Consider the following 21902-nt stretch of genomic DNA (forward strand, 5'->3'; position numbering starts at 1 on the left):
TACGATAGTCGTCCAGGCGCCGTTATTCACGCTTTCCTGCAGTGTGTAACTGGTCGCAGTACTGGACGCGGCCCAACTGATGGCTATGCTGCCATTGGTCACAGTCGTTGTCGGCACGCTGATGCTGGCAGGCACCGATGGAGGCAGCAGCACTGTCACTGCGCTTGAGGCCTTCCAGCCACTGCATCCGGCTGAATTACAGGCCCGCACTTGGTACTTGTAGCTGCCATTGCTCCGTCCTGTACGAGTGAAGCTGGTCGCAGTCGGTGAGCTGATGGTCGTCCAAGCGCCGCCATTTACACTTTCCTGCAGGGTATAGCTGCTTGCCATAGCGACTTCAGGCCAACTGAGGGAAATAATACCATCGGTTACAAATGACTTTTGAACATTTAACTGTGCAGGTGAGAGCAGCACGTACGAATAATCAGAATAAATAAAATCCCCATAATAGCCGCTCAATTTACTTCTCAGTCGATACCTATATTTCCCAGACGCCAATCCAGACTGTGAAATAGAGGTTAAAGACCCAGTATAAGTAACTTCCCACGGACCGTCATTTATACTTCTCTGCAATTCAAAACCAGATACACCCGCGACGCCGCCCCAATTAACCACCAATCCACCGGAATAACTAAAACCACTCGAATTAAGATAGGAAGATGATCGAATAATGTAGTATTTATTGCCTACATCGGTATATGTACCTGAGCAGTAGACTACGGATTCGCCTTTTTTGCTATCATATTTCTCTGAGCATGGTGCCGATAAATATTCATAGATACCAGAAGACTTATTAGAACGATACCAAACCCCAATAATTGTGCTACTGGGAGTGCTCCATGAGCCGTTGTTTACGCGTTCACGGTATTTTGCCCCATCATCTGGAGTAGATGATCCACCAACAGCATAGTTACCGTCAGTATCTACAACGACAACAGCGTTAGCATAGCCAATAGTAAAGAGATAATAGAAACAGAGACTAACTACCAGATGGTTTAAAATTCGCATATTTCATAACCTGAAGACAAAAAACGAGAAAAATCCAACAAAATCCAACAAAATCCAGTCTTACTGATCAAACCATTCACAATCAAGCCAGTTCCCATCAAGGTATCCCGATACAAATGAAACGCCTGGCTCTATGACTTTGTTCATACTTCCCCCCCGCCAATCCCTCACCGACTTGGCCGTAATAGTCCTGCAGGCTCAGTTTCGGGCTGATGAGCTGCTTGTAGCGGTACATGGCGGTTTCTGACGGCGAGCCTTGGTGATAGTCATTGTCTTGCTTCCATTGTTTGAGGACATCACCTTGTTGAGTGCCTTGACTGCCTCGTTTCTTGGGTGACCTTCTTCCCAGTAACCTGCATTTTTCCTGGGTGGAATCGTGGGTTTGCTGCCTTTGCGTTTCAGCAGCTTATAGCAGCCTTTGGTGTCGTAAGCGCCATCTGTAGGCACTTGCACTTTCTGCATAGAGTATTGCGCTTCAGTGGGTGCAATAAGATAACAATGCACAGGTGCAAGACATCAGTTCACCCTTTGGCAATGCGCATCAGCATGAAATCCGACTGCAGATTCTGCCACCTGGAGTAAACGAGTTGCCGGCATTGGTTGGTCAGGCTGAAGCTCAGCCTGACAATATCAAAGCCTGAGTAGAAAAAGAGCAAAAAATACACAGAACTAGAAGCAGGTAGGTCATCCGTGAGCGCGCGGGCATATAGCTTTTACATCCTTGATAGCTGATTTCGCCACGGAAACTACAGGAAAAGTAACAACTTGTCAACGTAAAACACTCCACCCCATAACACAGGCAACGCAATTTTAGAAAGAACTTCGAAGACCAATGCGTCAGTACCTTTAGATATTGATAGACACAGGGCCAATCTCCGGAAGTTCAAAGGTCAGGTGACCGTCTTTAGTGACCCAGTAGCATGGCACGGATGAAACTGGCTAAGCCCAGAAAATCGAAAGGGGTATAGCCCTTGTGCTTATGCCCCTCTCGGTGTGCGTTTTTGTCTGCCTTCGATACAATACTGCCTTGCTTCGGCGTCTGGGTGGCGGCGCTGCCCCAAACTGCCCGCCCTGCTGGCAAACGCTGATCACTTCTACCGGCAAGCGCTGCCCAGGCTGCTGGTCGAATTGCCCAATTTCAGGCAAGAAAAAGCCCCAAGAAAATGGGGCTGAGAAACCAAAAGATGTAAGCCTGTCTTATCTCTTCGCGTATGAGGGGCGACTATTTTTCAATTAAATATATATTACTTGGCTTATTTCTAGGATTTAAAAGCAATCCATCAAAATAATCATCTTTATAGTAACAGTTCCAATGATGTAGTCCGTGATAAGCGCTCAAAAATTTTCTTATAATTGCAGACCCTTCAATTTCAACACCTATGTAGCGTTTTTTCTTTATTCCATCAAAATCAAAGAAATCATTTGGGTTTAACGGGGTAGAATGTCCGACAATCATCCATTGTCCGTTTTTCAATAAGTCTGGTGTCACAAACTGTATTGAAATAAGATTACCAATGGTTTCATAACTATATTCATTTGTACTATTCAGCTTTACATCATAAAACCCACACAAAACACTATTCAACGCTTCCGGCGTAATTTCCACTACCACGCCGACACTATAACAATCGCCATTTTCAAGAGGTATAACAAATACATCGCCAATATTGATGTCTATTTTTTTCTTAGTCATTACAGCTAACCTCGTCATCTATCTATTTGTTTTTATCTAGCTTCTTTAATTCCAAGCTATCTAATCTTCCAGAAACCCTGACTGTGCCAGTAACCTTTGTAGAACCAAAACGACTCTCTTTTTGCCCACTTGCTCTTTTGGGTTCTGCAAGACCTAATTTACCTCTACGAGCAGGTCCAACTGGATCTTTTTTATTTTGCACTGCATCGGAGTCTTTAGCCCTCATTCCAGCAGTCTTTTCCTGTATTTTGTTATGTTCTGCAACATCCAATTTTTCACCAGGCTCTGCATAGTCAACAATTTTATATTTATGTTCGACTCCTAGTGACTTATCGTGCTCTTTTTTACGCTCTTCAAATCGCTGAGGTGACTTACATTGTCCGATATAACATTCACCTGTATTTGGATTAGTTCTCTCATAAATAATTCCAGTATCCTTACTATCGCTTGCACCAATATCAGCAACTTGGCCTGTTTTAGTCTTAATACTACTATCGGCACCACTGCTTGGCAAAGCAGGCAGCTTTGCCTTACCGACAAGGATAGCCCCAGCAAGTAAAGAACCTGTTTCTTTGTACGCCCATTTCAGATCACTGCCTAAATTTACACCGGCAGCGAACTCCCCTGTGCAATAGCTACATGAATCAGCATTATTAAGCAGCTCGACCTGTGCAGTAGTTAAGTTTGCGTTATATCCAAATGACGCCCCTGCAATATAGTCAGCCGCATACCCCGTCGGATCCGTGCCCGCCAGCGGGTTGTTCATGATGTACGAATAGGGGTTGATGCTCTGCGTACTGGTCGGACTCTGGATCAGCGGATCGACACTGAGGAAGCGCCCCAGGTTGTAATCGTACACCCGGCCGTTCATATGGATCAGCAGTTGTTCGTTCAAGTGCTCATGGTCGGTGAAACCGCGGCGGTTTTTGTTGGTGTCGAGCAAATCACCCAGCGCGCCCGCTTTACTGCTGGTCGCAATGCGGCCGAAGAGGTCGAAGTAATGCTGGCTGGCAATATTGCCGTTTTGATCCGCCAGGGTCGTGGCGCTGCCGAGCCTGTCCCTCAGGGTAAACTGCAGCAGGTGACTGCGCTGCGGCGTGTAGCTGAGCACAGCAATATAGTTCCCCTCTCCATCAGACAAGAAGGCACGTCAACTACCGCCAGTGCCGACATTATAAGTGGTCATGGTCGCAGCGGCCTTAACGGCCCAGCCTCAGCGACAGTTGCCGCTCAAGCTTGCTTAATGTGGACGACGGGGGATAATGGTCTGCCCTTGGTTGCCGATCATTGTCTTTTATGCGTCTGGATAGATTCATCTGCAAGAGTACCGAGCTCGAACGCCCACAGGCCCTGGCCGCCATCCATGCAGGTGACGTGCGGGTTAACGGCGCGGTAATAGTGGCTGCAGCGACCCAAGTGCATGAAAACAATCACATCACCCTGGGGGGACGCGTGCTCACACTTCGCCCCTCGCGCTATCTCATGCTGCATAAACCCGCCGGCACCCTGAGCTCGAACCTGGACGGCCGCTATCCTTCGCTATTCCGCTGCCTGGACATAGAGCGCGCCGCCGATCTGCATCTTGTCGGTCGCCTGGACGCAGATACCACGGGCTTGGTGTTGCTCACGGACGACGGCCGTTGGTCGTTCGACATCATCTCCCCCAAGAGCCGCTGCGAAAAGTTATACCGCGTCGGCCTTCGCGACCCCATAAGTGCCGCGGAGCGCCCGGAACTTGTCGCCCGATTTGCCCACGGCTTGGCATTGCAAGGCGAAGCCTCCCTGACCAGGGCCGCCAACTTGAGCCTGGTTCACCCGACCGAAGCCTTGCTGACCATCACGGAAGGCAAGTTCCATCAGGTCAAACGCATGTTCGCCGCCGTGGGTAACAAGGTCACGACCCTGCACAGGCAAAGGATAGGCAGCCTCGACTTAGATCTCATGCCCGGCGAATGGCGCCATTTGAGCCAGGCCGAAGTCGCCTCCTTCCGCCCTGCTGCCACAGCCGTCGACGTCACCGCAGGCGCAGAAACGCCAATTAGCTAAGTCAATCATTAGGTTGCGGCAGGTTAACACTTAAGTTACATTGCATCTTTCGAAGCGATAACCTCAGGGTAAAGGACCTATCGGCTCTTTCAGCCGGCAGCGGCCGGCTCATGCCGCTATGTCCAAGAGCCCGTTATCCCCATCAGCAAAGGACGCGTAATGTTAAAAACAGGTTCGAACTCGGCCAACCCCTTTAGCCTCGGCAAATTAGTCCCAATCGTCATACTCTTGGCGCTGTTCACTGCCTTGTTCGGCAGTTGGTACACGGTCGACCAGGGTGAGCGCGGCGTGCTGCTGCGCAACGGCAAGATCATAGGCACGGCCGAACCCGGATTAGGCTTCAAGGCCCCCCTAATAGATACAGTGGTGAAGATCTCTACCCAGACCCATACCACCAGCTATCAACAGTTACAGGCCTACAGCCGGGATCAACAACCCGCCACCCTGCGCGCCTCGGTCACCTTCAGTGTGCCGCCGGACAGGGTCGAAGAAGTGTACGCCAACTTCAAGAGCATAGACGCCATGATAGCGCGCCTGCTGGATCGCCAGGTGCCCACCCAGATAGAAAACGTGTTCGGTAAATACACCGCCATCTCTGTGGTGCAGGAAAGGATCAAGTTCGGCATAGACGTCACCGCCGCCATCACCAATGCGATCAAGGGCCCGATCGAAATCAACTCGGTGCAGATAGAGAACATAGATTTCAGCAACGCCTACGAGAAGTCCGTCGAAGACAGGATGCGCGCCGAGGTGGAAGTGCAGACCCAGCTGCAGAACCTGGAAAAAGAGCGGGTCAGTGCCCAGATAGCCGTCACCCAGGCACAGGCCCAGGCCGACTCACAACTGGCTCGCGCCAAGGCGGAAGCCGAGAGCATACGCATCAAGGGGATTGCCGAGGCCTCGGCCATCAAGAGCCGCGCCGAAGCCCTGGCACAGAACCAGAACCTGGTGGAGCTGACCAAGGCAGAGAAATGGGATGGCAAGTTGCCAACCACCATGTTACCCACCGGCACCTTGCCCTTCATCGACGCCAAGACAAGCAAATAAGACGCCCGCAGCCTGCATGCGCATAAAAAAATCCCCGGCACTCTGCAGTGTCGGGGATTTTTTATGTCGGGCCGGAGGCTAGGAGCAGCAATCGCTGCGACGCCACCAACTTCTGGGCAACTTCTCCAGCAACACCTTGCCCATCAGCACGGCCAGGACTATGCCGGAAATCGCCACCAATCCCTGAGGCAACATGGCATGTTCGGCGTCTATCTGCGGCATCACCACAAAACCGAAAGTGTCGACCAGGTAATTGACCAGCATACCTGCGACCAGGGCCACGCCCAGGACCCCACCCAGGTAGCCATAGAGGGCACGCTTGCCGAGTTCACGAGTCACCACCCCAAGGGTGGCTATGTTGGTCGCAGGTCCCGCCATCATGAACACCAGCACGGCACCGGGTGACACCCCGGCGAGCAGCAGGCCGGCGGCTATCGGCGTCGAAGCCGTGGCGCAGATGTACATGGGCACGGACACCAGCACCATCACCAGCATGGCCAGTATGCCGTCGCCCCACTTGGCGAGAAAATCCCCCGGCACATAGGTCTGCACCAGCGCGGCGAAGAACAGCCCCACCAGCAGCCAGAGCGCCGTGTCCCGCACCATGTCGGTGGCGCCATACTTGAGTCCGGAGAGGAGGCGGCTGAGCAGGGACTCGGCGCCTGGGGTTGTCGCCATCTCTTGCGTCCCGGCGCAGCAACTGGTGCCGGCCGCTGCGTTCACGACCAGGGGTTCCCTGGGCTTAGCCGAGCAGCATCCCCCCTGGGGTTTCACGGCTTCGGCTTCGTGCCTTTCGACCCCAGGCGTTGGCTGGCCACTGCCGCAAGGGCTCTCGGCTGGAAGCGTCACGGCTTCGACGGCCTGGGTCCCACAACAAGTTTTTTGCACCGGCTCGGGCCGGCTGTCGGCCTTGCTTGCACAGCAACTGGCGGCAGGCTGTGCTGCAGCCGCCGGCTCGACAACTGCTGGCGCTTCATCCTCGTCGCGGCCCACCAGCAGCCCCGCCACTATGGCGCTGCTGACCGCCGCTATCGGCCGCACTATCGCCATGAAAGGACCGAGCAGCACGTAAGAAACCGTGATGGAATCTACGCCTGTCTCAGGGGTCGACACCAGGAAGGAAGTGGTGGCCGCCTTGGAGGCACCGGCACGGCGCAGGCCAATGGCCGCTGGGATCACCCCGCAGGAACATAAGGGCAAAGGCGCCCCCAGCAGCGCCGCCTTGACGACCGTCTTGACCCCATGGCCACCGAGCTGCTTCTGCATCCAGGCCATGGGCACGAACACCTTCAGCATGCCTGCCAAGAGCAATCCCAGCAGCAGCCAGGGAGCCGATTCCAAAAACAGATGAATGAAATTACTGACTAGCATGATTGTCTCCCTAATTTAGCCTGTGCTTTGTTGTTCGCATGCACCTGGATTTGAGGCTCACAGGCCGTGCCGGCTTCGCGTCTGACGGCCTGACTGCTGGATTCCAGCGCCTCGAGGATGGAGCAATGCTCGGCGCTTTCCGGGCCGCCACAACAGGCCTCGGACAGGCTCTGCAGTGAATCGCGAAAATGCTCCAGCTCGGCGAGTTTGAGCTGCACCTGTACCAGCTTGGTATCCACCATGCCCTTGACGTCGGCGCAGGCCCAGTTGGCCTTATCCAGCTCTATGGACAGCAGTTCGGCAATTTCGTTGAGGCTGAAGCCCACCGCCTTGGCCCGCAGAATAAACCTCAGCCTGGCCGCATCCATGTTGGAATACAGGCGATAGCCGGCATCGCTGCGCACCGAAGGCGCCAGCAGGCCATGTTTCTCATAGAACCTCAGGGTGTCGGCCTTCACCTGGCACTGTTTGGCCAGCTCTCCAATACGGTACATTCAATCCTCTCTGCACATCCACAGTTGCGAATAGACCCAGAGTATAAACCTTAGAGTCAACTCCAGGGTCAAGAATTTATTTTCATCCCCATGATCCGCTGCCGGGGGTCCGGCTTGTTCTGATAGCAATATTGTGAAATCGAGTAGAAAAACCACCCCCAAAAGCCAGTTTTACGCTAGAATACGCGCGCCGAGGCGAAGGGATAAAAAAGTAATAACTAGGACCAAGGGACTTTTGGAAAGCTGTGCAGCATTCACATCCGGATGGCTGTTCTGTTTTCCGAAAGATCCTTGAAACTAAAATAACTGGACCCTGTACCCAAATGACTGATGTTGCAACTAATGCCAGACCCATACGTCGCGCGCTGTTAAGCGTTTCAGATAAAACCGGAATGCTCGAATTCGCCCAAGCATTGCACGCCCAAGGTGTGGAACTCCTGTCCACCGGCGGCACCGCCCGCTTGCTGGCGGATAACGGTATTCCCGTTATCGAGGTATCTGATTACACTGGACATCCAGAGATCATGGACGGTCGCGTCAAGACGCTGCACCCCAAGGTGCATGGCGGTATCTTGGCACGCCGCGGCCTCGATGAAAGTGTTATGGCCGACAACAATATCCAGGCCATAGATCTGGTTGTGGTCAACCTCTACCCCTTCGCCGAGACCGTGGCAAAAGCGGGTTGTACCCTGGAAGACGCCATCGAGAATATCGACATAGGCGGACCCACCATGGTGCGCGCCGCAGCCAAGAACCACAAAGACGTGACCATAGTGGTCAACGCCGCCGATTACGCGCGCGTGCTGGCGGAGATGGCGGCCAACAATGGCAGCACCACCCACGCTACCCGTTTCGATCTGGCGATTGCCGCCTTCGAACACACGGCCGGCTACGACGGCATGATAGCCAACTACTTCGGTACCATGGTGCCTATGCATGGGGTGCCCGCTCACTCCCAAGACGAGTGTTTAGAGGGCTCTCTATCCGCTGAGGGCTCCAAATTCCCGCGCACCTTCAACACCCAGCTGGTGAAGAAGCAAGATCTGCGCTACGGCGAAAACAGCCATCAAGCCGCCGCTTTCTATATAGATACCAAGATAGACGAAGCCTCTGTGGCCACGGCCGTGCAGCTGCAGGGCAAGGCGCTGTCCTACAACAACATAGCAGATACAGATGCTGCCTTGGAATGCGTCAAGGAATTCGACGGGCCGGCCTGCGTCATAGTCAAGCATGCCAACCCCTGTGGTGTCGCCCTGGGTAAAGACCTGCTCGATGCCTACAACCGCGCCTATCAGACAGATCCCACCTCGGCCTTCGGTGGCATCATAGCCTTCAACGGCGAACTGGATGCCGCCACCGCCAGCGCCATAGTCGAGCGCCAGTTCGTCGAAGTGATCATAGCGCCGAGCGTCAGCCAAGCCGCCCGCGAGGTGGTCGCCAAGAAGACCAACGTGCGTCTGCTCGAGTGCGGTCAGTGGCATACCAAGACCCAGACCCTGGACTACAAGCGCGTCAACGGCGGCTTGCTGGTGCAGGACAGAGACCAGGGCATGGTGACCCTGGATGACATCAAGGTGGTCTCCAAGCGTCAACCCACCGAGAGCGAGCTCAAAGATCTGATGTTCTGTTGGAAGGTGGCCAAGTTCGTCAAGTCCAACGCCATTGTCTACGCCAAAGACGGCATGACAATCGGCGTGGGCGCCGGCCAGATGAGCCGCGTCTACAGCGCCAAGATCGCCGGCATCAAGGCCGCCGACGAAGGCCTGGAAGTGGTCAACTCTGTGATGGCCTCAGATGCCTTCTTCCCCTTCCGTGACGGCATAGATGCCGCCGCGGCAGCCGGCATCAGCTGCATCATCCAGCCGGGCGGTTCTATGCGTGACGCCGAGATCATCGCCGCCGCCGACGAGCACGGCATGGCCATGGTAATGACAGGCATGCGCCACTTCCGTCACTGATCCTAGTTCCCAGGCCCTGGTTTCCAGGGCCTTATCCATTTCGATTCATGGGAGTTTTACAATGAAAGTCTTAGTCATAGGTGGCGGCGGCCGCGAACATGCCCTGGCGTGGAAGGCGGCACAATCGGCGCAGGTGGACACTGTCTTCGTTGCACCGGGCAATGCGGGTACGGCGCTGGAGCCCAAGCTTGAGAACATCGCCATAGAAGCGACCGACATCCCGGCGCTGCTGGCTTTTGCCAAGGAGCACAAGATTGAGCTGACGATCGTCGGCCCAGAGGCGCCGCTGGTCATAGGCGTGGTCGATGCGTTCAGGGACGCAGGTTTAGCGATCTTCGGCCCCACCCAGGCGGCAGCCCAGCTCGAAGGCTCCAAGGCCTTCACCAAAGACTTCCTGGCGCGCCACAATATCCCCACCGCCGGTTACCAGAACTGCACCGACATAGGCATCGCCAAGGCCTATGTGCGCGAATTGACCGCCAAGACAGGCTATCCCGTGGTGATCAAGGCCGATGGCCTGGCCGCAGGCAAAGGGGTGATCATAGCCCAGGACGTGGCCGAGGCAGATGCCGCCATCGAGGACATGCTGGCGGGCAACAAGTTTGGTGACGCCGGCTCTCGGGTCGTGGTCGAGGAGTTCCTCAAGGGCGAAGAAGCCAGCTTCATCGTCATGGTCGACGGCAAGAATATTCTGCCCATGGCCACCAGCCAAGATCACAAGGCCCGCGACAACGCCGATCATGGACCGAACACAGGCGGCATGGGCGCCTACTCGCCAGCCCCCGTGGTCACCCAGAGCGTACACGACTGGACCATGGCCAACGTCATACGTCCCACGGTCGACGGCATGGCAAGCGAGGGCAATGTCTACACAGGCTTCCTCTATGCCGGCCTGATGATAGCCCCGGACGGCAGCGCCAAGGTACTGGAATACAACTGCCGTTTCGGCGATCCCGAGACTCAGCCCATCATGATGCGGTTGAAATCAGATCTGGTTGAGCTTTGCCTGGCTGCCACCCGTGGCGAGCTGGACAAGGTCACGGCCGAATACGACGAACGCGCCGCGGTCGGCGTGGTGCTGGCCGCCGGCGGTTACCCGGACGAGTATCGCAAGGGCGATGTGATCCAGGGGTTAACCCTGGGCAACAAGGACGCCAAGGTATTCCACGCCGGCACCAGGATGCAGGATGGCCAGGTAGTCACCAACGGCGGTCGCGTCCTGTGCGCCACGGCCCTGGGCAAGGGGGTCACCGAAGCCCAAAAGGCAGCCTACAAGCTGGTGGAAGAAATCCACTGGGACGATGTCTATTTCCGTACCGACATAGGCTATCGCGCCATCGCCCGAGAGCAATGATAGCGGGAAAACGACTCGATTAAACCGGCTGCCAGCCGGTTTTTTTATGCTTGAATTTTGACGAGCGTCAAATATAAACCACTGATTTTATGTAATTAAAATATTTAAACCTCTGTTTAACATAGGGATGGCAGGATACAATGCCAACCTGTGTTGATGAAAAGGACTCCCATGAAAAATCGTTTGCTCCTGGCATCCATCGCCGCCTTGCTTGGCGGCTGTGGCGCCGGCTCAGAGGACGGCGCCGCCACTGCGGCGCCCAGTCCTTCCCCTGCCCAACCGCCTGCGGTTAGCCAGTATACAGCCAGCAGTGTCGCAGCCCAAGGTGGAGCCTTGACCCCCTCCAGCCAAAAAATCGCCGCCGGCGAAGACTTCACCTTCACCCTCGCCCCCGAAGCAGGCTTCACACTCGAGAGCATCGGTGGCTGTGGCGGCAGCCTGGATGCACTCAGCTATACCACGGCGGCCATGAGCAGCGATTGCAGCATCACCCCCGTGTTCATCTCCAATGCCGAGAATGCCATAGCGCACCAAGATCAGGCTCTCGCCAGCGCCAGCGAACTGATTGACTTCAGTCTCACTCGGATAGACGCCATCCAAAGCAAACGCCAGGCAGAGATAAGCCTGCTCTACCAGGGAATAGATAAGGGCATCAGCTGGCACCCGAGCCACGACTCCATCAGCTTCGCCAACTTAATGCCGGAAAACACCTTCACAGTGCTGCCCTCCAACGTCAACGGCAGTGGTGGGAGTGAAGTACGCGGCCTGGTGATGGCGGGTGAGCAACAAGGGCTGCGCTACGGCGCGATGGCGGGCAACCTGTTCTCGGTCGATACCTCGGCGCAAACAGATGCTCTGCTGAAGAACCTGCTGCATTGGTTGACCAGGGGCGGCGATCAGAGCGACGGCCTGAGGGTGATTACGGCGCAGATGCCAGGCCATGCCGACAGCTGGTACTTCCCCCATAACGAAGGGATCCGCACCTGGCTGCAAACCAATTATCCCGATGCCCACAGCATCAATGAGGCCAACACTTGCGACTACGGCGCGCTCAGCGCCTGTATCGACACCCTGAAGCCGGATCTCATCATCCTCAGCGACATAGACCGCGAATCGCAGGGCTTTGCCGGCATAGAAGCGGCCGTCGCCAAGGCCAGAGCCGCGGGGATTCCGCTGCTGCTATCCAACTATTGGCGTGAAGCGAGCCCCATACTGGCTCCCCTATACCGGGACATGGGCCTGACCACGGCAGGCAACTACTGGTCGAAACTCCAGGCCAGCGACCTGAGCATAGAGAGTATCAAGGCCGAAGATGCCGCGCTGGCCAGGGTCAAGGCGCTGCTGGGGGATCTGAGGGAAGGACGCTTCGATACCTCGGTACTCGACGGCTGCAGCGGCAATTACCTCGGCTGCAACTCGACCGCCTTTGTCGATGCCTTCAAGGCGGGCGCCGATTGGTATCGCGCCGGCGCCGAAACCTTGGATAATCAGGCTATCGATGTCTTCGCCGAAGCGAACTTCTCCCTGCTGAAGGCGGGGCTGCTGCTGGCCGATAAGTACCGCAGCCAGATAGATTACCCCATAGCCTACGGCGAACATGGCGCCTGGCAACAGGCGCTGTTTGCCGATTGGACAGTGAGTTATGCCCGCCCCCATAACCTCGCCCAGCCGGATCTCGGGGAATTTGTCACAGACAAAAATAACCTCGCCAAGGGCAGCAACGCCCACTACTCCTACCCGGCAACTGTGACAGAACGCCAGCGCATAGGCGTGCCCTATGCTGGCCAGTGGACCAGCACGGGTTGGTATGCCCTGCCGGGACAGCGCATCAAGTTGACCCGCCACGACAGCGGCGCGGCCGATGTGAAAATCAAGCTCAACTATCACAGACGCAACACCAACCGCGCCTATCAGCAGAAGATCTATCGCGGCCCGCTGGAGCTGGCACAGCAACGCCTGCCCCTGGGCAGAGGGGCCAGCATAGAGTTTTCCAGCCCCTATGGCGGCCCCATTTATCTCTATCTGTCGGGCGGAAACACTGCCCTGAGTGTCGATGTGACCGCCGAGAATGTCGCCAAACACCCGAGCATCATGGACTTCTCGGATCCCGCCGAAATAGCCGCCTTCAACGATCGCATTCAAAACACAGAGCTGCCCCATGTGGATCTGCGCACCGATGGCGCCGAGCAACACCTGCGCCGCGACCGCTTCATGAATGCCATAGGCGGTAAGATTGTCGACGTGAATGCGCTGCTTGGGAGCATAGTCGATGATCATATCAACAGCGTTTACACTCTGGCGGGCCTCAAGATCCAGGGCAAAACGCTCGCCGACTCCCTGGCAACAGATGTCAAAGCCGGCTGCATGGCGCTATTCGGTGACGACTGCCTCGATAGCAGCCTGCACAGCCGCAACCTAATCCAGCATGCCAACTATGATCAAAATGCCCACTGCGGCGCAGGTTGCAGTGGCAATCCCTGGGATGCGGCCTGGAACATAGATCCCACGGGCTGGGGCGACAACCATGAGCTGGGCCACAACCTGCAGACCAATCGTCTCAATGTACAGTATGCCGCCGCCGGCGACAGGGATAACTGGGCAGGCTATGCCAGCCGCGCGGGGGAAAATTCCAACAACATCTTCCCCTATGTGGTGAAGTGGCAGAGCCACTATCTGCGTGACGGCAATACGGATCCAATCACAGATGGTCACATGAACAACAAAGATCTCTTCTATGTGTTCATGTCTGATGCCGCCGGCACCACAGATGCCAGCGGCAAACGCGTGGTATTCGGTGCCGACTGTAAGCCGATGGATGCCGGCGAGGACAGATATACGGCTCCCTGGCAGAGCAACAGCTATGCCGTCCACAATGGCTATCGGATGGCGTTTTACATCCAGATGGCGCTCAAGGCCCACGGCATGACGCTCGGCGACGGCACCCGGCTCGACAACGGCTTCGGCATCTTTACCTTGCTGTACCAACATAGCCGTATCTTCGGCAAGTATGCCGCCAATGCCACGGATTGGGAGGCGAACCGCGACAAACTTGGTTTCGCTTTATTCCCCTTCGAAGGCCATAGTCTGTACGGCGGCAAGCGGGTGACATCCATCCCGGGCAACGACTTCATGCTGGTGGCCCTGAGCAGGCTCACGGGCCGCGACTGGCGCAGCCACTTCGATATGTTCGGCCTGCGTTATTCCAGCCTGGCCGCCGCCCAAGTCGCCGCCAATGCTGTCTCGGGCACTGTGCCCATGGGCATGTACGAGCTGGAAACCGAGCTGCCACCGGCCAACATGAGCGAGGGGCTGAAGTTCCTGCCCCTGTCACCGAGCGACGGCAGCACCCTGTGGAAAGGCACAGGTTCACCGACGCTATGCCCTAAGCCTTAAGGCCTGAGTCCTAGCCCTAAGCCTTAAGTCCTAAATAAAAAAACGCCCCACGGGCGTTTTTTTTATTGGGCATGGCATCAATGCCCTGAGGCTATGGCTCTGCGGGCTGTCCTGTCTATCAGACTTGGGGCTATGAGTCGCAGCCAGCGGCCGACCCGGCCGCGCCAGGAAGTGATATAGAACCGCTTGCGCTTGGCGATGACGGGCAGCATCAGCTGGGCACACTCGGCGGCGGTGATGATCTTGGCTTCCTGCATAGGCGACTTGCCCAGGGCTTTGCCCTGACCGTCGAGTGCCCTCTTATGAATTTCCGACACCACGAAGTCGGGACAGATGACAGTCACTGCCACCTTGTCCTGTACCAACTCGATGCGCAGCGAGTCGAAGAAGCCGATGGCGGCATGCTTGGAGGCGGCATAACCACTGCGGGTGGGCACCCCTGTCAGGCCGGCGATGGAGGCCACCAGCACCACCTGGCCCTGGCTGGCCTTGAGGTGGGGCAAGGCGGCGTGGGTCAGGTAGGCGGGCGCCAAGTAGTTGACCCGCATCAGGCGTTCCAGTATCTCCAACTCCGCCAGCTCATCGAAGCGTGACCACATGGTCATGCCGGCGTTATTGATCAGAATGTCCAGGCGACCAAAGCGCTCGACACAGGCCTGGATCAAGGACTGGCACTGAGCGGCATCGCTCACATCTGCGGCAAAGGCCGCAGCCTCAGCGCCGGCCAGCAGCACCTCATCGACCAGAGACGAGAGGCGGGACTCATTCCGGGCGCTGAGCAACAACTTGCAGCCCAGGGGCGCCAATGCCAGCGCCAGGGCGCGGCCAATGCCCTCGGAAGCCCCTGTGAGCAACACCACCTTGTCTTTGAAGCTTTCCATCTATCTTGCCCCCTTGATGAGTGCGTTGTCCGGCTCGAGCCAAGCCTATCCCTATAGTCTCAAGTGCTCAAGAGGCCTCAAGTGCTCAAGAGGCCTCAAGCGCTCAAGGGCGCGGCATAGATAGACCCCAGGCTATAGCTTTCCAGCGGCTTGGGTCTGCCTATGCCATAGCCCTGAGCATAATCCACCCCTATGCTATGCAGCTTATCCAGTATCGCCTGATTCTCGACGAACTCGGCCACTGTCTCTATGCCCATCACCCGACAGACATCGTGGATGGATTTGACTATGGCGTAGTCCTTGGCATTACTGGCCAGCTGGCGCACGAAGCAACCATCTATCTTGACATAATCGACAGGCAACTCCCGCAGATAGCCGTAGGAGGCGAAGCCACTGCCGAAGTCATCCAGGGCGAAGGAGAAGCCCAGCTTACGCAGGCGGTGCAGCATTTCCAGTGCCCGCTGCTGGTTCTGAATAGCCGTGGTCTCTGTGATTTCGAAGCAGATACACGCGCTGGGGATGGCGAACAGCCTGAGCTGGTTGGCTATATATTCCACCATGCCCTCGGCCCCGAGGCTATTGCCAGAGAGGTTGATCGAGATGCAATGATCGTCCCAGAATTCGCTGTGACGGGACAGCCACTGGAAGCTCTTGCGGATCACTTCCTTATCGACTTCCGGCATCAGCTTGAAGCGCTCGGCGGCGGCGATAAATTGCGCCGGCGGCAATATCTGACCACTGGGCTCCTGGATCCTGAGCAGTATCTCCATCCGCTTTCTGGCTCTGCCCGGCATCAGACTCTCGATCGTCTGGTAGTAGAGCAGCAACTCGTTATTCTGGATCGCCTGGGAGATGCGTATCGCCCACTTGGGCGCATTGCGCTGATAAGCCAGCTCTTTATCTTTGGCATCATAGAAGTGTATCTGGTTGCTCCCCTTGCGCTTGGCGGCGATGCAGGCGATGTCGGCATCTTTGAGCAGCTCGTTAGCCCGGATCTGCGGCGCGCGGCCGAAGGCCACACCTATGCTCAGGCCCACCTTGTAATGCCTGCCCTTGTCCTGCAATACCTGCAACACCACTTGCGACAACAGATGCTTGAGCAATTGCGCCACTTCCAGAGCGCTGCGGTTGATGATCACCAGGCCAAACTCATCCCCCCCCAGGCGGGCGAGCAGCTCATGCCGGCTCAGGCAAGCCTGCATGGCCTTGGCCACCATGGCCAACATGCGATCGCCGGCATTGTGGCCACAGTTGTCGTTGATCAGCTTGAATTGTTCCAAGTCCAGGTAACACACGGCTATGTTGCCGGCCTTGGCACTGAAATCCGCCAGGCGCGCCTCGAAGGCCATACGGCTGGGCAGGCCGGTAATAGGGTCGAAGTTGGCCCTGCGTCGCAGTTGCTGCTTGAGCACTTCCTCCTGGGTGATGTCCCTGAGCAAGATAACAGTGCCTATCACCTGACCCTGGTGATTGCGCAGATTGCTTATGTTGCGCGCCATGACCCTGGGTACCGCCATGGGCAACTTCATCTTGGTCTGCAAGGGCTCGGTCGCGCCGCCATGCATGAAGGCGAACAGGGTCTCGTTGATCTTATCGTCGCTCCTGAGCAAGGCGGCGACTGTCGCCCCTGTGGCCTCGGCACAGCTCAGGCCGAATAACCGCTCCGCCTGAGGATTGAGGTACACGGTCCTGGCCCAGACATCCGTCAGCAGTACCGCATCGGAAATCGACTCCAGGGTGATCTTGGCCCGCTCCCTATGCTGAAAGCTACCGGCCAACAGGGTGTTGACCCTGTCGGCCAGTATCACCAGCTCGGCACCCCCACTGGCAACCACAGGGGTGTAATCCTTCGCCGCCGGATCTATATGATCCAATTGCTGCATCAAATCTTTGAAGGGGGATAACAAGCCTTTCTTGAGCCAAAAATACCCCAGGGTGACTATGGCGATCCCAAGCAAGAGGATCACCAAGGTGACAAAATCCAATCCCAGCTTAACCTGGGCGAAGGGGAGCCCGGAGAAACGCACCTCGAGTTGCAGCGGCGTTCCATTGAGCAGCCCAGGCAACTGCAGCGTTCTGCTGATGCCCTTGGCAGGCTTGGCCGGGATGGCGGCCTGTGTGATGCCAGAGATCCACTGGGACTGACCATAGAGGCGGGTAAGATCTTGCGGCAACAGCCTGACCACCACCACATACTCATCCTTGGCGGTCGTCGTCAGCGCCGCAATACAGACCCTGCCTTGCACCACCAGGAGTCCGGCTTGAACCTCGGGCTTGGCCGTGGGCGCCGCGGCGGCCAGCGTCGACAAGATCAGCGGGAGTATCGCGTTTGAGTCGGCATCGGCCATGGGCATCAGGGCGCGAACCCGACCCGAGCTGACCACATAGAGGCTAAGGGAAGCGGATAACTTGCTATCGGGCCAGGCACGCTGCAGTTCGGCTCTGCCAAGGTTATCCAACTGGACAAAAGGGACGGCGTAGACCTGGGTGAAGAAAGCCAAACGTGCTATGTCACGGTCAAATTGTGCCTGAATGCTGGTCAGCTGTCTCTCTATACTGTGCTCGCGGAATTGTTCAACCTTGTGATCGAACCAGATGCCCAGACAGTAGGATACCAAGACCAAGGCGGGGATACAGAAGCCGGTAATAAATACGATTATTTTTTTGCCAATGCGCATCGCTGTCCATGTGTTTTGCTCTCCGAATCACCTCTTCAGAAAAGCTTGGCCCGAAGGGCAAGATAACCTATTTTGTAGCACCGTCAAACAAATAAAATATTGATGACCGGAAAAATACCCTAATGAGTTAATGGGTTAAGCCAAGACTCAGAATAAATTTGAACGCTATTACCCCGACTTCCCACCCCGCCACGAAGGCAGCACTGCCAGAACTTCCAAGCCACAGCCTCTCATTCAGGCACAGGAAACCGAGGCAACTAAAATGTGAAGCTTTTGTGAGAATTTGATAACCCTGCAGTGAGATCCCTCTGTCACACTGGCCTTATACCCCAGTAATGGAGCTCGCCCATGAAACTCAATCACCAGAGATACCCACACTCAAGGTACTTGCACCCAAAGTACTGGCACCTGAGTTACCCGCTGGCATTGGCCGGCCTGCTCTGCGCGCCAGTCGACGCCGCTCAGTTGGAGATAGATGTCATTAATCTCACCCATGGCAATCATTTTACCCCCTTGTTGCTCGTAGCCCACATGGATGGCCACCTATTCCAGGCGGGCGAAATGGCCACCCTGGCCCTACAGAAGATGGCCGAAGGGGGTGACATAAGTGATCTGGCCAGCGACGCCACGGCGAATGGCAATATCACAGTGGAAAATCCGGCCGCCGGCTTACTGGCCCCCGGGGCCAAGGTCACGGGCATAATGCTCGACAGCCAGGCCATGACCCGCCTGTCGGTCGTGGCCATGATCTTGCCCACCAATGATGCCTTCATCGGCTTGGATGCCTGGAGCATCCCGACTGAGGCAGGCACTTACACCCTGGACCTCAACGGCTATGACGCAGGCACAGAGGCCAACGATGAGATCATCAATGGCGCTGGCATGCCTGGGGTTCCGGGGATCCCCGCGGCCCCGGGAGGCGATGGTGGCGTCAATGGCAGCGGCATGCAGGATAACAGCAGCAACGACAGGGTCCACATTCACCCAGGCGTCCTGGGCGATACCGATGCCCTGGGTGGTCCCAGTGATCTGGACAGCCGCATTCATCGCTGGCAGAACCCGGTCGCCAGAGTCGTGGTTCAAGTCAAATAAGGGGTGACAGATGAAACCTTCCGACATGATGATAAAACTGGGTCTTGGCAGCTTGTTGATGGCGGCCGTGCTCGGCCTCGGCGCCTGTTCGGATGAGAAACCGCCGAGCCAGGCGCCCATCCCGTCGAATGCCCCTGTGCCCAGGTTGTATTCAGTGACTGTCACTAACTTAACGGCCAATCAGCCGCTGTCGCCTATGGCAGTGATCGCCCATTCGGCCGACATGAGCCTGTTCCGGGTCACAGAGCCTGCCAGTGTGGCATTGGAAAAACTCGCGGAAGGGGGGGATACCACAGGCCTGGTGGCCTTGTTCGGTGTCAGTCACCTCGCCCGCGGCATCGAGGCCATACCCCCGGGGATGAGTGACACGGTCAGCCTCAGCATCCCGACTCCCCTGGTCGCCGGGCTGTCGGTTGCCACCATGTTGGTGAACACCAACGATGCCTTCGCCACCGTCAACGGCTATGATCTGAGGTCACTGGCACTCGGTGACGAGGTCGACTTGTACGCCCTGGCCTATGATGCAGGTACCGAAGCCAATTCTGAAGCCAGGGGCACCATGCCTGGCCCGGCCGATAACGGCGAGGGCTTCAATGCCGCCCGCGATGATGTCAACCGGGTTCACATTCACCCTGGGGTGATCTCGGCCGACGATGGCCTAGGCGATTCTGTGCTGTCGGCATCCCATAGATTCAACAACCCCGTGGCGAAGATCAAGATCCATCGCTCGCGCTGATAAGGGCAAACCAGGCGCAATAATATCCCCTTCCGGCTGGTCTTCTACAGAAGAACGGCTGGAGGGATTAGCATGAATAACATGAGGGGACAGGCGGCCTCGGCGAGCCACAATCGCATTCTTCTGGTTGAACATGAGCCGGAGCTGGCCCAGCTGCTGAGCTATGATCTCGGCGCCTTGCAGTATGACGTCATTCGGGCGACCAGCCTGAGACAGGCAGGCCAGTTTCTGGGCCAGAGCAGCATAGATCTGGTGCTGTTGGAGAGGATGCTGCCCGACGGCGATGGCATCTTGCTATGCCAACAACTGCGCCAGACCGGCGAGCAGGTGCCCCTGATGTTGCTCACAGCCAAGGGCTCGGAAGCCGACTTGGTATTGGGACTGGAATCCGGTGCCGACGATTACCTGGTGAGACCCTTCAGCATACTCGAGTTCAGGGCCAGAGTGAGAGCGCTGTTGCGCCGCGGACAGGCACAGAAGACCCAACCCGGACAGCTGGAATTCAACGGCGTGCATATAGACTGCAGCAGTCGCGAAGTCACGGCCTTCGATAAACCCTTGCACCTTACCGCCAGGGAGTTCGATCTCTTGTTATTCCTCGCCCAGCATCCACAACAGGTATTCAGTCGGATGCAATTGCTGCAGGCCGTCTGGGGCTATGACTATTCCGGCTACCAGCACACGGTCGACAGCCATATCAACCGCTTACGCAATAAAATAGCCTCCAGTGCCGAGCATCAACAGCTGGTGAAAACCGTCTGGGGAGTAGGTTATAAGTTTTCGCCCCCGCCCCCGCCATCAACCCAGGCCCTCGAACAAGGCGCATAAACACCCAGCCCAGAAACAAATAAGGCCCGTCAGACGGGCCTTATTTCACAGGGCTGCACTCATTTGTGGTACTGCTTGGATTGCCTATGCACTGCATTGATGAAGGCGCCGGCATGCTCGGGATCCACATGCTGGTGAATGCCATGGCCCAGGTTGAACACATGGCCGCTGCCTTCGCCATAGCCGGCGAGGATCTGTGCCACTTCCTGCTCGATACGCTCGGGAGAGGCGTACAGCATGGAAGGATCCATGTTGCCTTGCAGCGCGACTCTGTCACCCACACGGCGACGGGCATCGCCTATGTCGACAGTCCAGTCCAGCCCCAGGGCATCACAGCCGGTTTCCGCCATGGCTTCCAGCCACAGACCGCCGCCCTTGGTAAACAGGGTCACAGGCACCTTGCGGCCATCGGCGAAGCGCGTCAGGCCATCGACGATTTTCTGCATGTAACGCAGTGAAAATTCGCGGTAGGCACTGTGGGACAGGGCGCCGCCCCAGGAGTCGAAGATCATCAGCGACTGGGCACCGTTGGCCACCTGGGCATTGAGGTACAAGATCACCGAATCGGCCAGCTTATCGAGCAGCATATGCAGCGCCATAGGCTCGGCATAGGCCATCTTCTTGATCTTCTCGAAGGTCTTGCTCGAGCCGCCTTCGACCATGTAGGTCGCCAGGGTCCAGGGCGAGCCGGAGAAACCTATCAGAGGCACGGCACCATTGAGTTCGCGACGTATGGTGCTCACCGCCTTCATCACATAGCCCAGCTCGTCTTCGGGATCCGGGATCGCCAGCTTCCTGATGGCATCCAGGGTGTCTGTCGGCCGCTCGAAACGTGGGCCTTCGCCCGTCTCGAAATACAGCCCCAGGCCCATGGCATCCGGCACTGTCAGAATATCGGAAAACAGAATGGCCGCATCCAGCTCATAACGGCGCAGCGGCTGCAGCGTCACTTCACAGGCCAGCTCGGCATTGCGGCATAAGGACATGAAGTCACCCGCCTGCGCCCGCACCTCTTTGTATTCAGGCAAATAGCGTCCAGCTTGACGCATCATCCACACAGGTGTCATATCGACAGGCTGTTTCAATAACGCACGTAAGTAACGATCATTCTTTAATTCTGCCATTTGGCTGCTTCCTACACTGGTATGCTTGTATGAGTTTCCGCTGGGCGCTAGTTTAACATTTACCGCCACAAAGTAACCTTTCAGGACCGATTTATGTGAACCCGGGCCTCAGTACGAGCCACAGTACGGGCCGGACAGGCGTGACAGCCGGATTGCCCGAACCCGAAGCGACAACGAACCCGGCCAGGTTCACTCAAAC

15 protein-coding genes and 2 pseudogenes are annotated in these 21902 nt (G+C 56.6%); 8 read left to right on the top strand and 9 right to left on the bottom strand.

Annotated elements, in window-relative coordinates; all coding sequences use genetic code 11:
* From HC757_RS17370 to HC757_RS19215, 4 genes and pseudogenes are all read right to left on the bottom strand, one after another.
* Positions 1 to 1008 (bottom strand): fibronectin type III domain-containing protein (locus HC757_RS17370; RefSeq protein ID WP_211164479.1); only part of this gene is annotated, 1008 nt, incomplete at its 3' end.
* Positions 1009 to 1068: 60 nt separating this feature from the next.
* A pseudogene (locus HC757_RS17375) lies at positions 1069 to 1464 on the bottom strand (transposase); the annotation flags it as partial.
* A 766-nt stretch (positions 1465 to 2230) separates the two neighbouring features.
* A complete protein-coding gene (locus HC757_RS17380) occupies positions 2231 to 2701 on the bottom strand; it encodes an Imm26 family immunity protein (protein ID WP_169565660.1) in 471 nt (156 codons plus the stop codon).
* Between the two features lie 718 nt (positions 2702 to 3419).
* Positions 3420 to 3851, bottom strand: a pseudogene (locus HC757_RS19215) (RHS repeat domain-containing protein); the annotation flags it as partial.
* 146 nt (positions 3852 to 3997) lie between these two features.
* On the opposite strand from HC757_RS19215, the gene HC757_RS17390 reads away from it, so the two are divergent.
* Positions 3998 to 4747, top strand: coding sequence for a pseudouridine synthase (locus HC757_RS17390; RefSeq protein ID WP_169565694.1), 750 nt, complete (start codon positions 3998 to 4000; stop codon positions 4745 to 4747).
* A 159-nt stretch (positions 4748 to 4906) separates the two neighbouring features.
* The gene (locus HC757_RS17395; protein ID WP_169565661.1) at positions 4907 to 5794 is read left to right on the top strand and encodes an SPFH domain-containing protein; all 888 of its coding nucleotides are present in this window, start codon (positions 4907 to 4909) and stop codon (positions 5792 to 5794) included.
* A 78-nt stretch (positions 5795 to 5872) separates the two neighbouring features.
* On the opposite strand, the gene HC757_RS17400 is transcribed toward HC757_RS17395, so the two are convergent.
* Together HC757_RS17400 and zntR are read right to left on the bottom strand one after the other, a co-directional pair.
* Positions 5873 to 7165 carry an SO_0444 family Cu/Zn efflux transporter gene (locus tag HC757_RS17400; RefSeq protein ID WP_169565662.1) on the bottom strand — a complete coding sequence of 431 codons (1293 nt, stop codon included), beginning with the start codon at positions 7163 to 7165 and terminating at the stop codon, positions 5873 to 5875.
* Entirely contained in the window at positions 7159 to 7659 is a 501-nt protein-coding gene (zntR, locus tag HC757_RS17405) for a Zn(2+)-responsive transcriptional regulator (protein ID WP_169565663.1), read from the bottom strand. The genes HC757_RS17400 and zntR overlap by 7 nt, the downstream gene beginning before the upstream one ends.
* Positions 7660 to 7982: 323 nt before the next feature.
* Between zntR and purH the strand changes: the two genes are divergently transcribed.
* The 3 genes from purH to HC757_RS17420 all read left to right on the top strand — a co-directional run bounded on the left by purH (position 7983) and on the right by HC757_RS17420 (position 14364).
* Entirely contained in the window at positions 7983 to 9617 is a 1635-nt protein-coding gene (purH, locus tag HC757_RS17410) for a bifunctional phosphoribosylaminoimidazolecarboxamide formyltransferase/IMP cyclohydrolase (RefSeq protein WP_169565664.1), read from the top strand.
* Between the two features lie 61 nt (positions 9618 to 9678).
* Complete coding sequence (gene purD, locus HC757_RS17415) at positions 9679 to 10971, top strand: phosphoribosylamine--glycine ligase (RefSeq protein WP_169565665.1); 1293 nt, start codon at positions 9679 to 9681, stop codon at positions 10969 to 10971.
* Positions 10972 to 11142: 171 nt separating this feature from the next.
* Complete coding sequence (locus tag HC757_RS17420; protein ID WP_169565666.1) at positions 11143 to 14364, top strand: ImpA family metalloprotease; 3222 nt, start codon at positions 11143 to 11145, stop codon at positions 14362 to 14364.
* Positions 14365 to 14441: 77 nt separating this feature from the next.
* Here the strand turns inward: HC757_RS17420 and HC757_RS17425 are convergent, their stop codons facing one another.
* Positions 14442 to 15245 carry an SDR family oxidoreductase gene (locus tag HC757_RS17425; protein WP_169565667.1) on the bottom strand — a complete coding sequence of 268 codons (804 nt, stop codon included), beginning with the start codon at positions 15243 to 15245 and terminating at the stop codon, positions 14442 to 14444.
* A 95-nt stretch (positions 15246 to 15340) separates the two neighbouring features.
* Positions 15341 to 17923, bottom strand: a complete 2583-nt coding sequence (locus HC757_RS17430) for a putative bifunctional diguanylate cyclase/phosphodiesterase (protein WP_169565668.1) — start codon at positions 17921 to 17923, stop codon at positions 15341 to 15343.
* Between the two features lie 348 nt (positions 17924 to 18271).
* Here HC757_RS17430 and HC757_RS17435 point away from each other — a divergent pair, with 348 nt between their 5' ends.
* The 3 genes from HC757_RS17435 to HC757_RS17445 all read left to right on the top strand — a co-directional run bounded on the left by HC757_RS17435 (position 18272) and on the right by HC757_RS17445 (position 20579).
* Positions 18272 to 19015: a spondin domain-containing protein gene (locus tag HC757_RS17435; RefSeq protein ID WP_169565669.1), complete on the top strand. Its 744-nt coding sequence runs from the start codon at positions 18272 to 18274 to the stop codon at positions 19013 to 19015.
* A 10-nt stretch (positions 19016 to 19025) separates the two neighbouring features.
* Positions 19026 to 19751, top strand: coding sequence for a spondin domain-containing protein (locus tag HC757_RS17440; protein ID WP_244623589.1), 726 nt, complete (start codon positions 19026 to 19028; stop codon positions 19749 to 19751).
* Positions 19752 to 19823: 72 nt separating this feature from the next.
* Entirely contained in the window at positions 19824 to 20579 is a 756-nt protein-coding gene (locus tag HC757_RS17445) for a response regulator transcription factor (RefSeq protein ID WP_169565670.1), read from the top strand.
* Positions 20580 to 20638: 59 nt separating this feature from the next.
* Here the strand turns inward: HC757_RS17445 and hemE are convergent, their stop codons facing one another.
* The gene (hemE, locus tag HC757_RS17450; protein WP_169565671.1) at positions 20639 to 21703 is read right to left on the bottom strand and encodes a uroporphyrinogen decarboxylase; all 1065 of its coding nucleotides are present in this window, start codon (positions 21701 to 21703) and stop codon (positions 20639 to 20641) included.
* Positions 21704 to 21902: the final 199 nt, after the last annotated feature.

The sequence above is a fragment of the Shewanella salipaludis genome (genome assembly GCF_012911865.1).
GTDB lineage: Bacteria > Pseudomonadota > Gammaproteobacteria > Enterobacterales > Shewanellaceae > Shewanella > Shewanella salipaludis.

What these genes read in the sequence shown, in the direction of transcription:
- HC757_RS17380 (WP_169565660.1), bottom strand. Translation starts at nt 2,701, where the DNA reads ATGACTAAGAAAAAAATAGACATCAATATTGGCGATGTATTTGTTATA.
- purD (WP_169565665.1), top strand. Translation starts at nt 9,679, where the DNA reads ATGAAAGTCTTAGTCATAGGTGGCGGCGGCCGCGAACATGCCCTGGCG.
- hemE (WP_169565671.1), bottom strand. Translation starts at nt 21,703, where the DNA reads ATGGCAGAATTAAAGAATGATCGTTACTTACGTGCGTTATTGAAACAG.
- zntR (WP_169565663.1), bottom strand. Translation starts at nt 7,659, where the DNA reads ATGTACCGTATTGGAGAGCTGGCCAAACAGTGCCAGGTGAAGGCCGAC.
- HC757_RS17445 (WP_169565670.1), top strand. Translation starts at nt 19,824, where the DNA reads ATGAATAACATGAGGGGACAGGCGGCCTCGGCGAGCCACAATCGCATT.
- HC757_RS17435 (WP_169565669.1), top strand. Translation starts at nt 18,272, where the DNA reads ATGAAACTCAATCACCAGAGATACCCACACTCAAGGTACTTGCACCCA.
- HC757_RS17420 (WP_169565666.1), top strand. Translation starts at nt 11,143, where the DNA reads ATGAAAAATCGTTTGCTCCTGGCATCCATCGCCGCCTTGCTTGGCGGC.
- HC757_RS17395 (WP_169565661.1), top strand. Translation starts at nt 4,907, where the DNA reads ATGTTAAAAACAGGTTCGAACTCGGCCAACCCCTTTAGCCTCGGCAAA.
- purH (WP_169565664.1), top strand. Translation starts at nt 7,983, where the DNA reads ATGACTGATGTTGCAACTAATGCCAGACCCATACGTCGCGCGCTGTTA.
- HC757_RS17430 (WP_169565668.1), bottom strand. Translation starts at nt 17,923, where the DNA reads ATGCGCATTGGCAAAAAAATAATCGTATTTATTACCGGCTTCTGTATC.
- HC757_RS17425 (WP_169565667.1), bottom strand. Translation starts at nt 15,245, where the DNA reads ATGGAAAGCTTCAAAGACAAGGTGGTGTTGCTCACAGGGGCTTCCGAG.
- HC757_RS17440 (WP_244623589.1), top strand. Translation starts at nt 19,026, where the DNA reads ATGAAACCTTCCGACATGATGATAAAACTGGGTCTTGGCAGCTTGTTG.
- HC757_RS17390 (WP_169565694.1), top strand. Translation starts at nt 3,998, where the DNA reads ATGCGTCTGGATAGATTCATCTGCAAGAGTACCGAGCTCGAACGCCCA.
- HC757_RS17400 (WP_169565662.1), bottom strand. Translation starts at nt 7,165, where the DNA reads ATGCTAGTCAGTAATTTCATTCATCTGTTTTTGGAATCGGCTCCCTGG.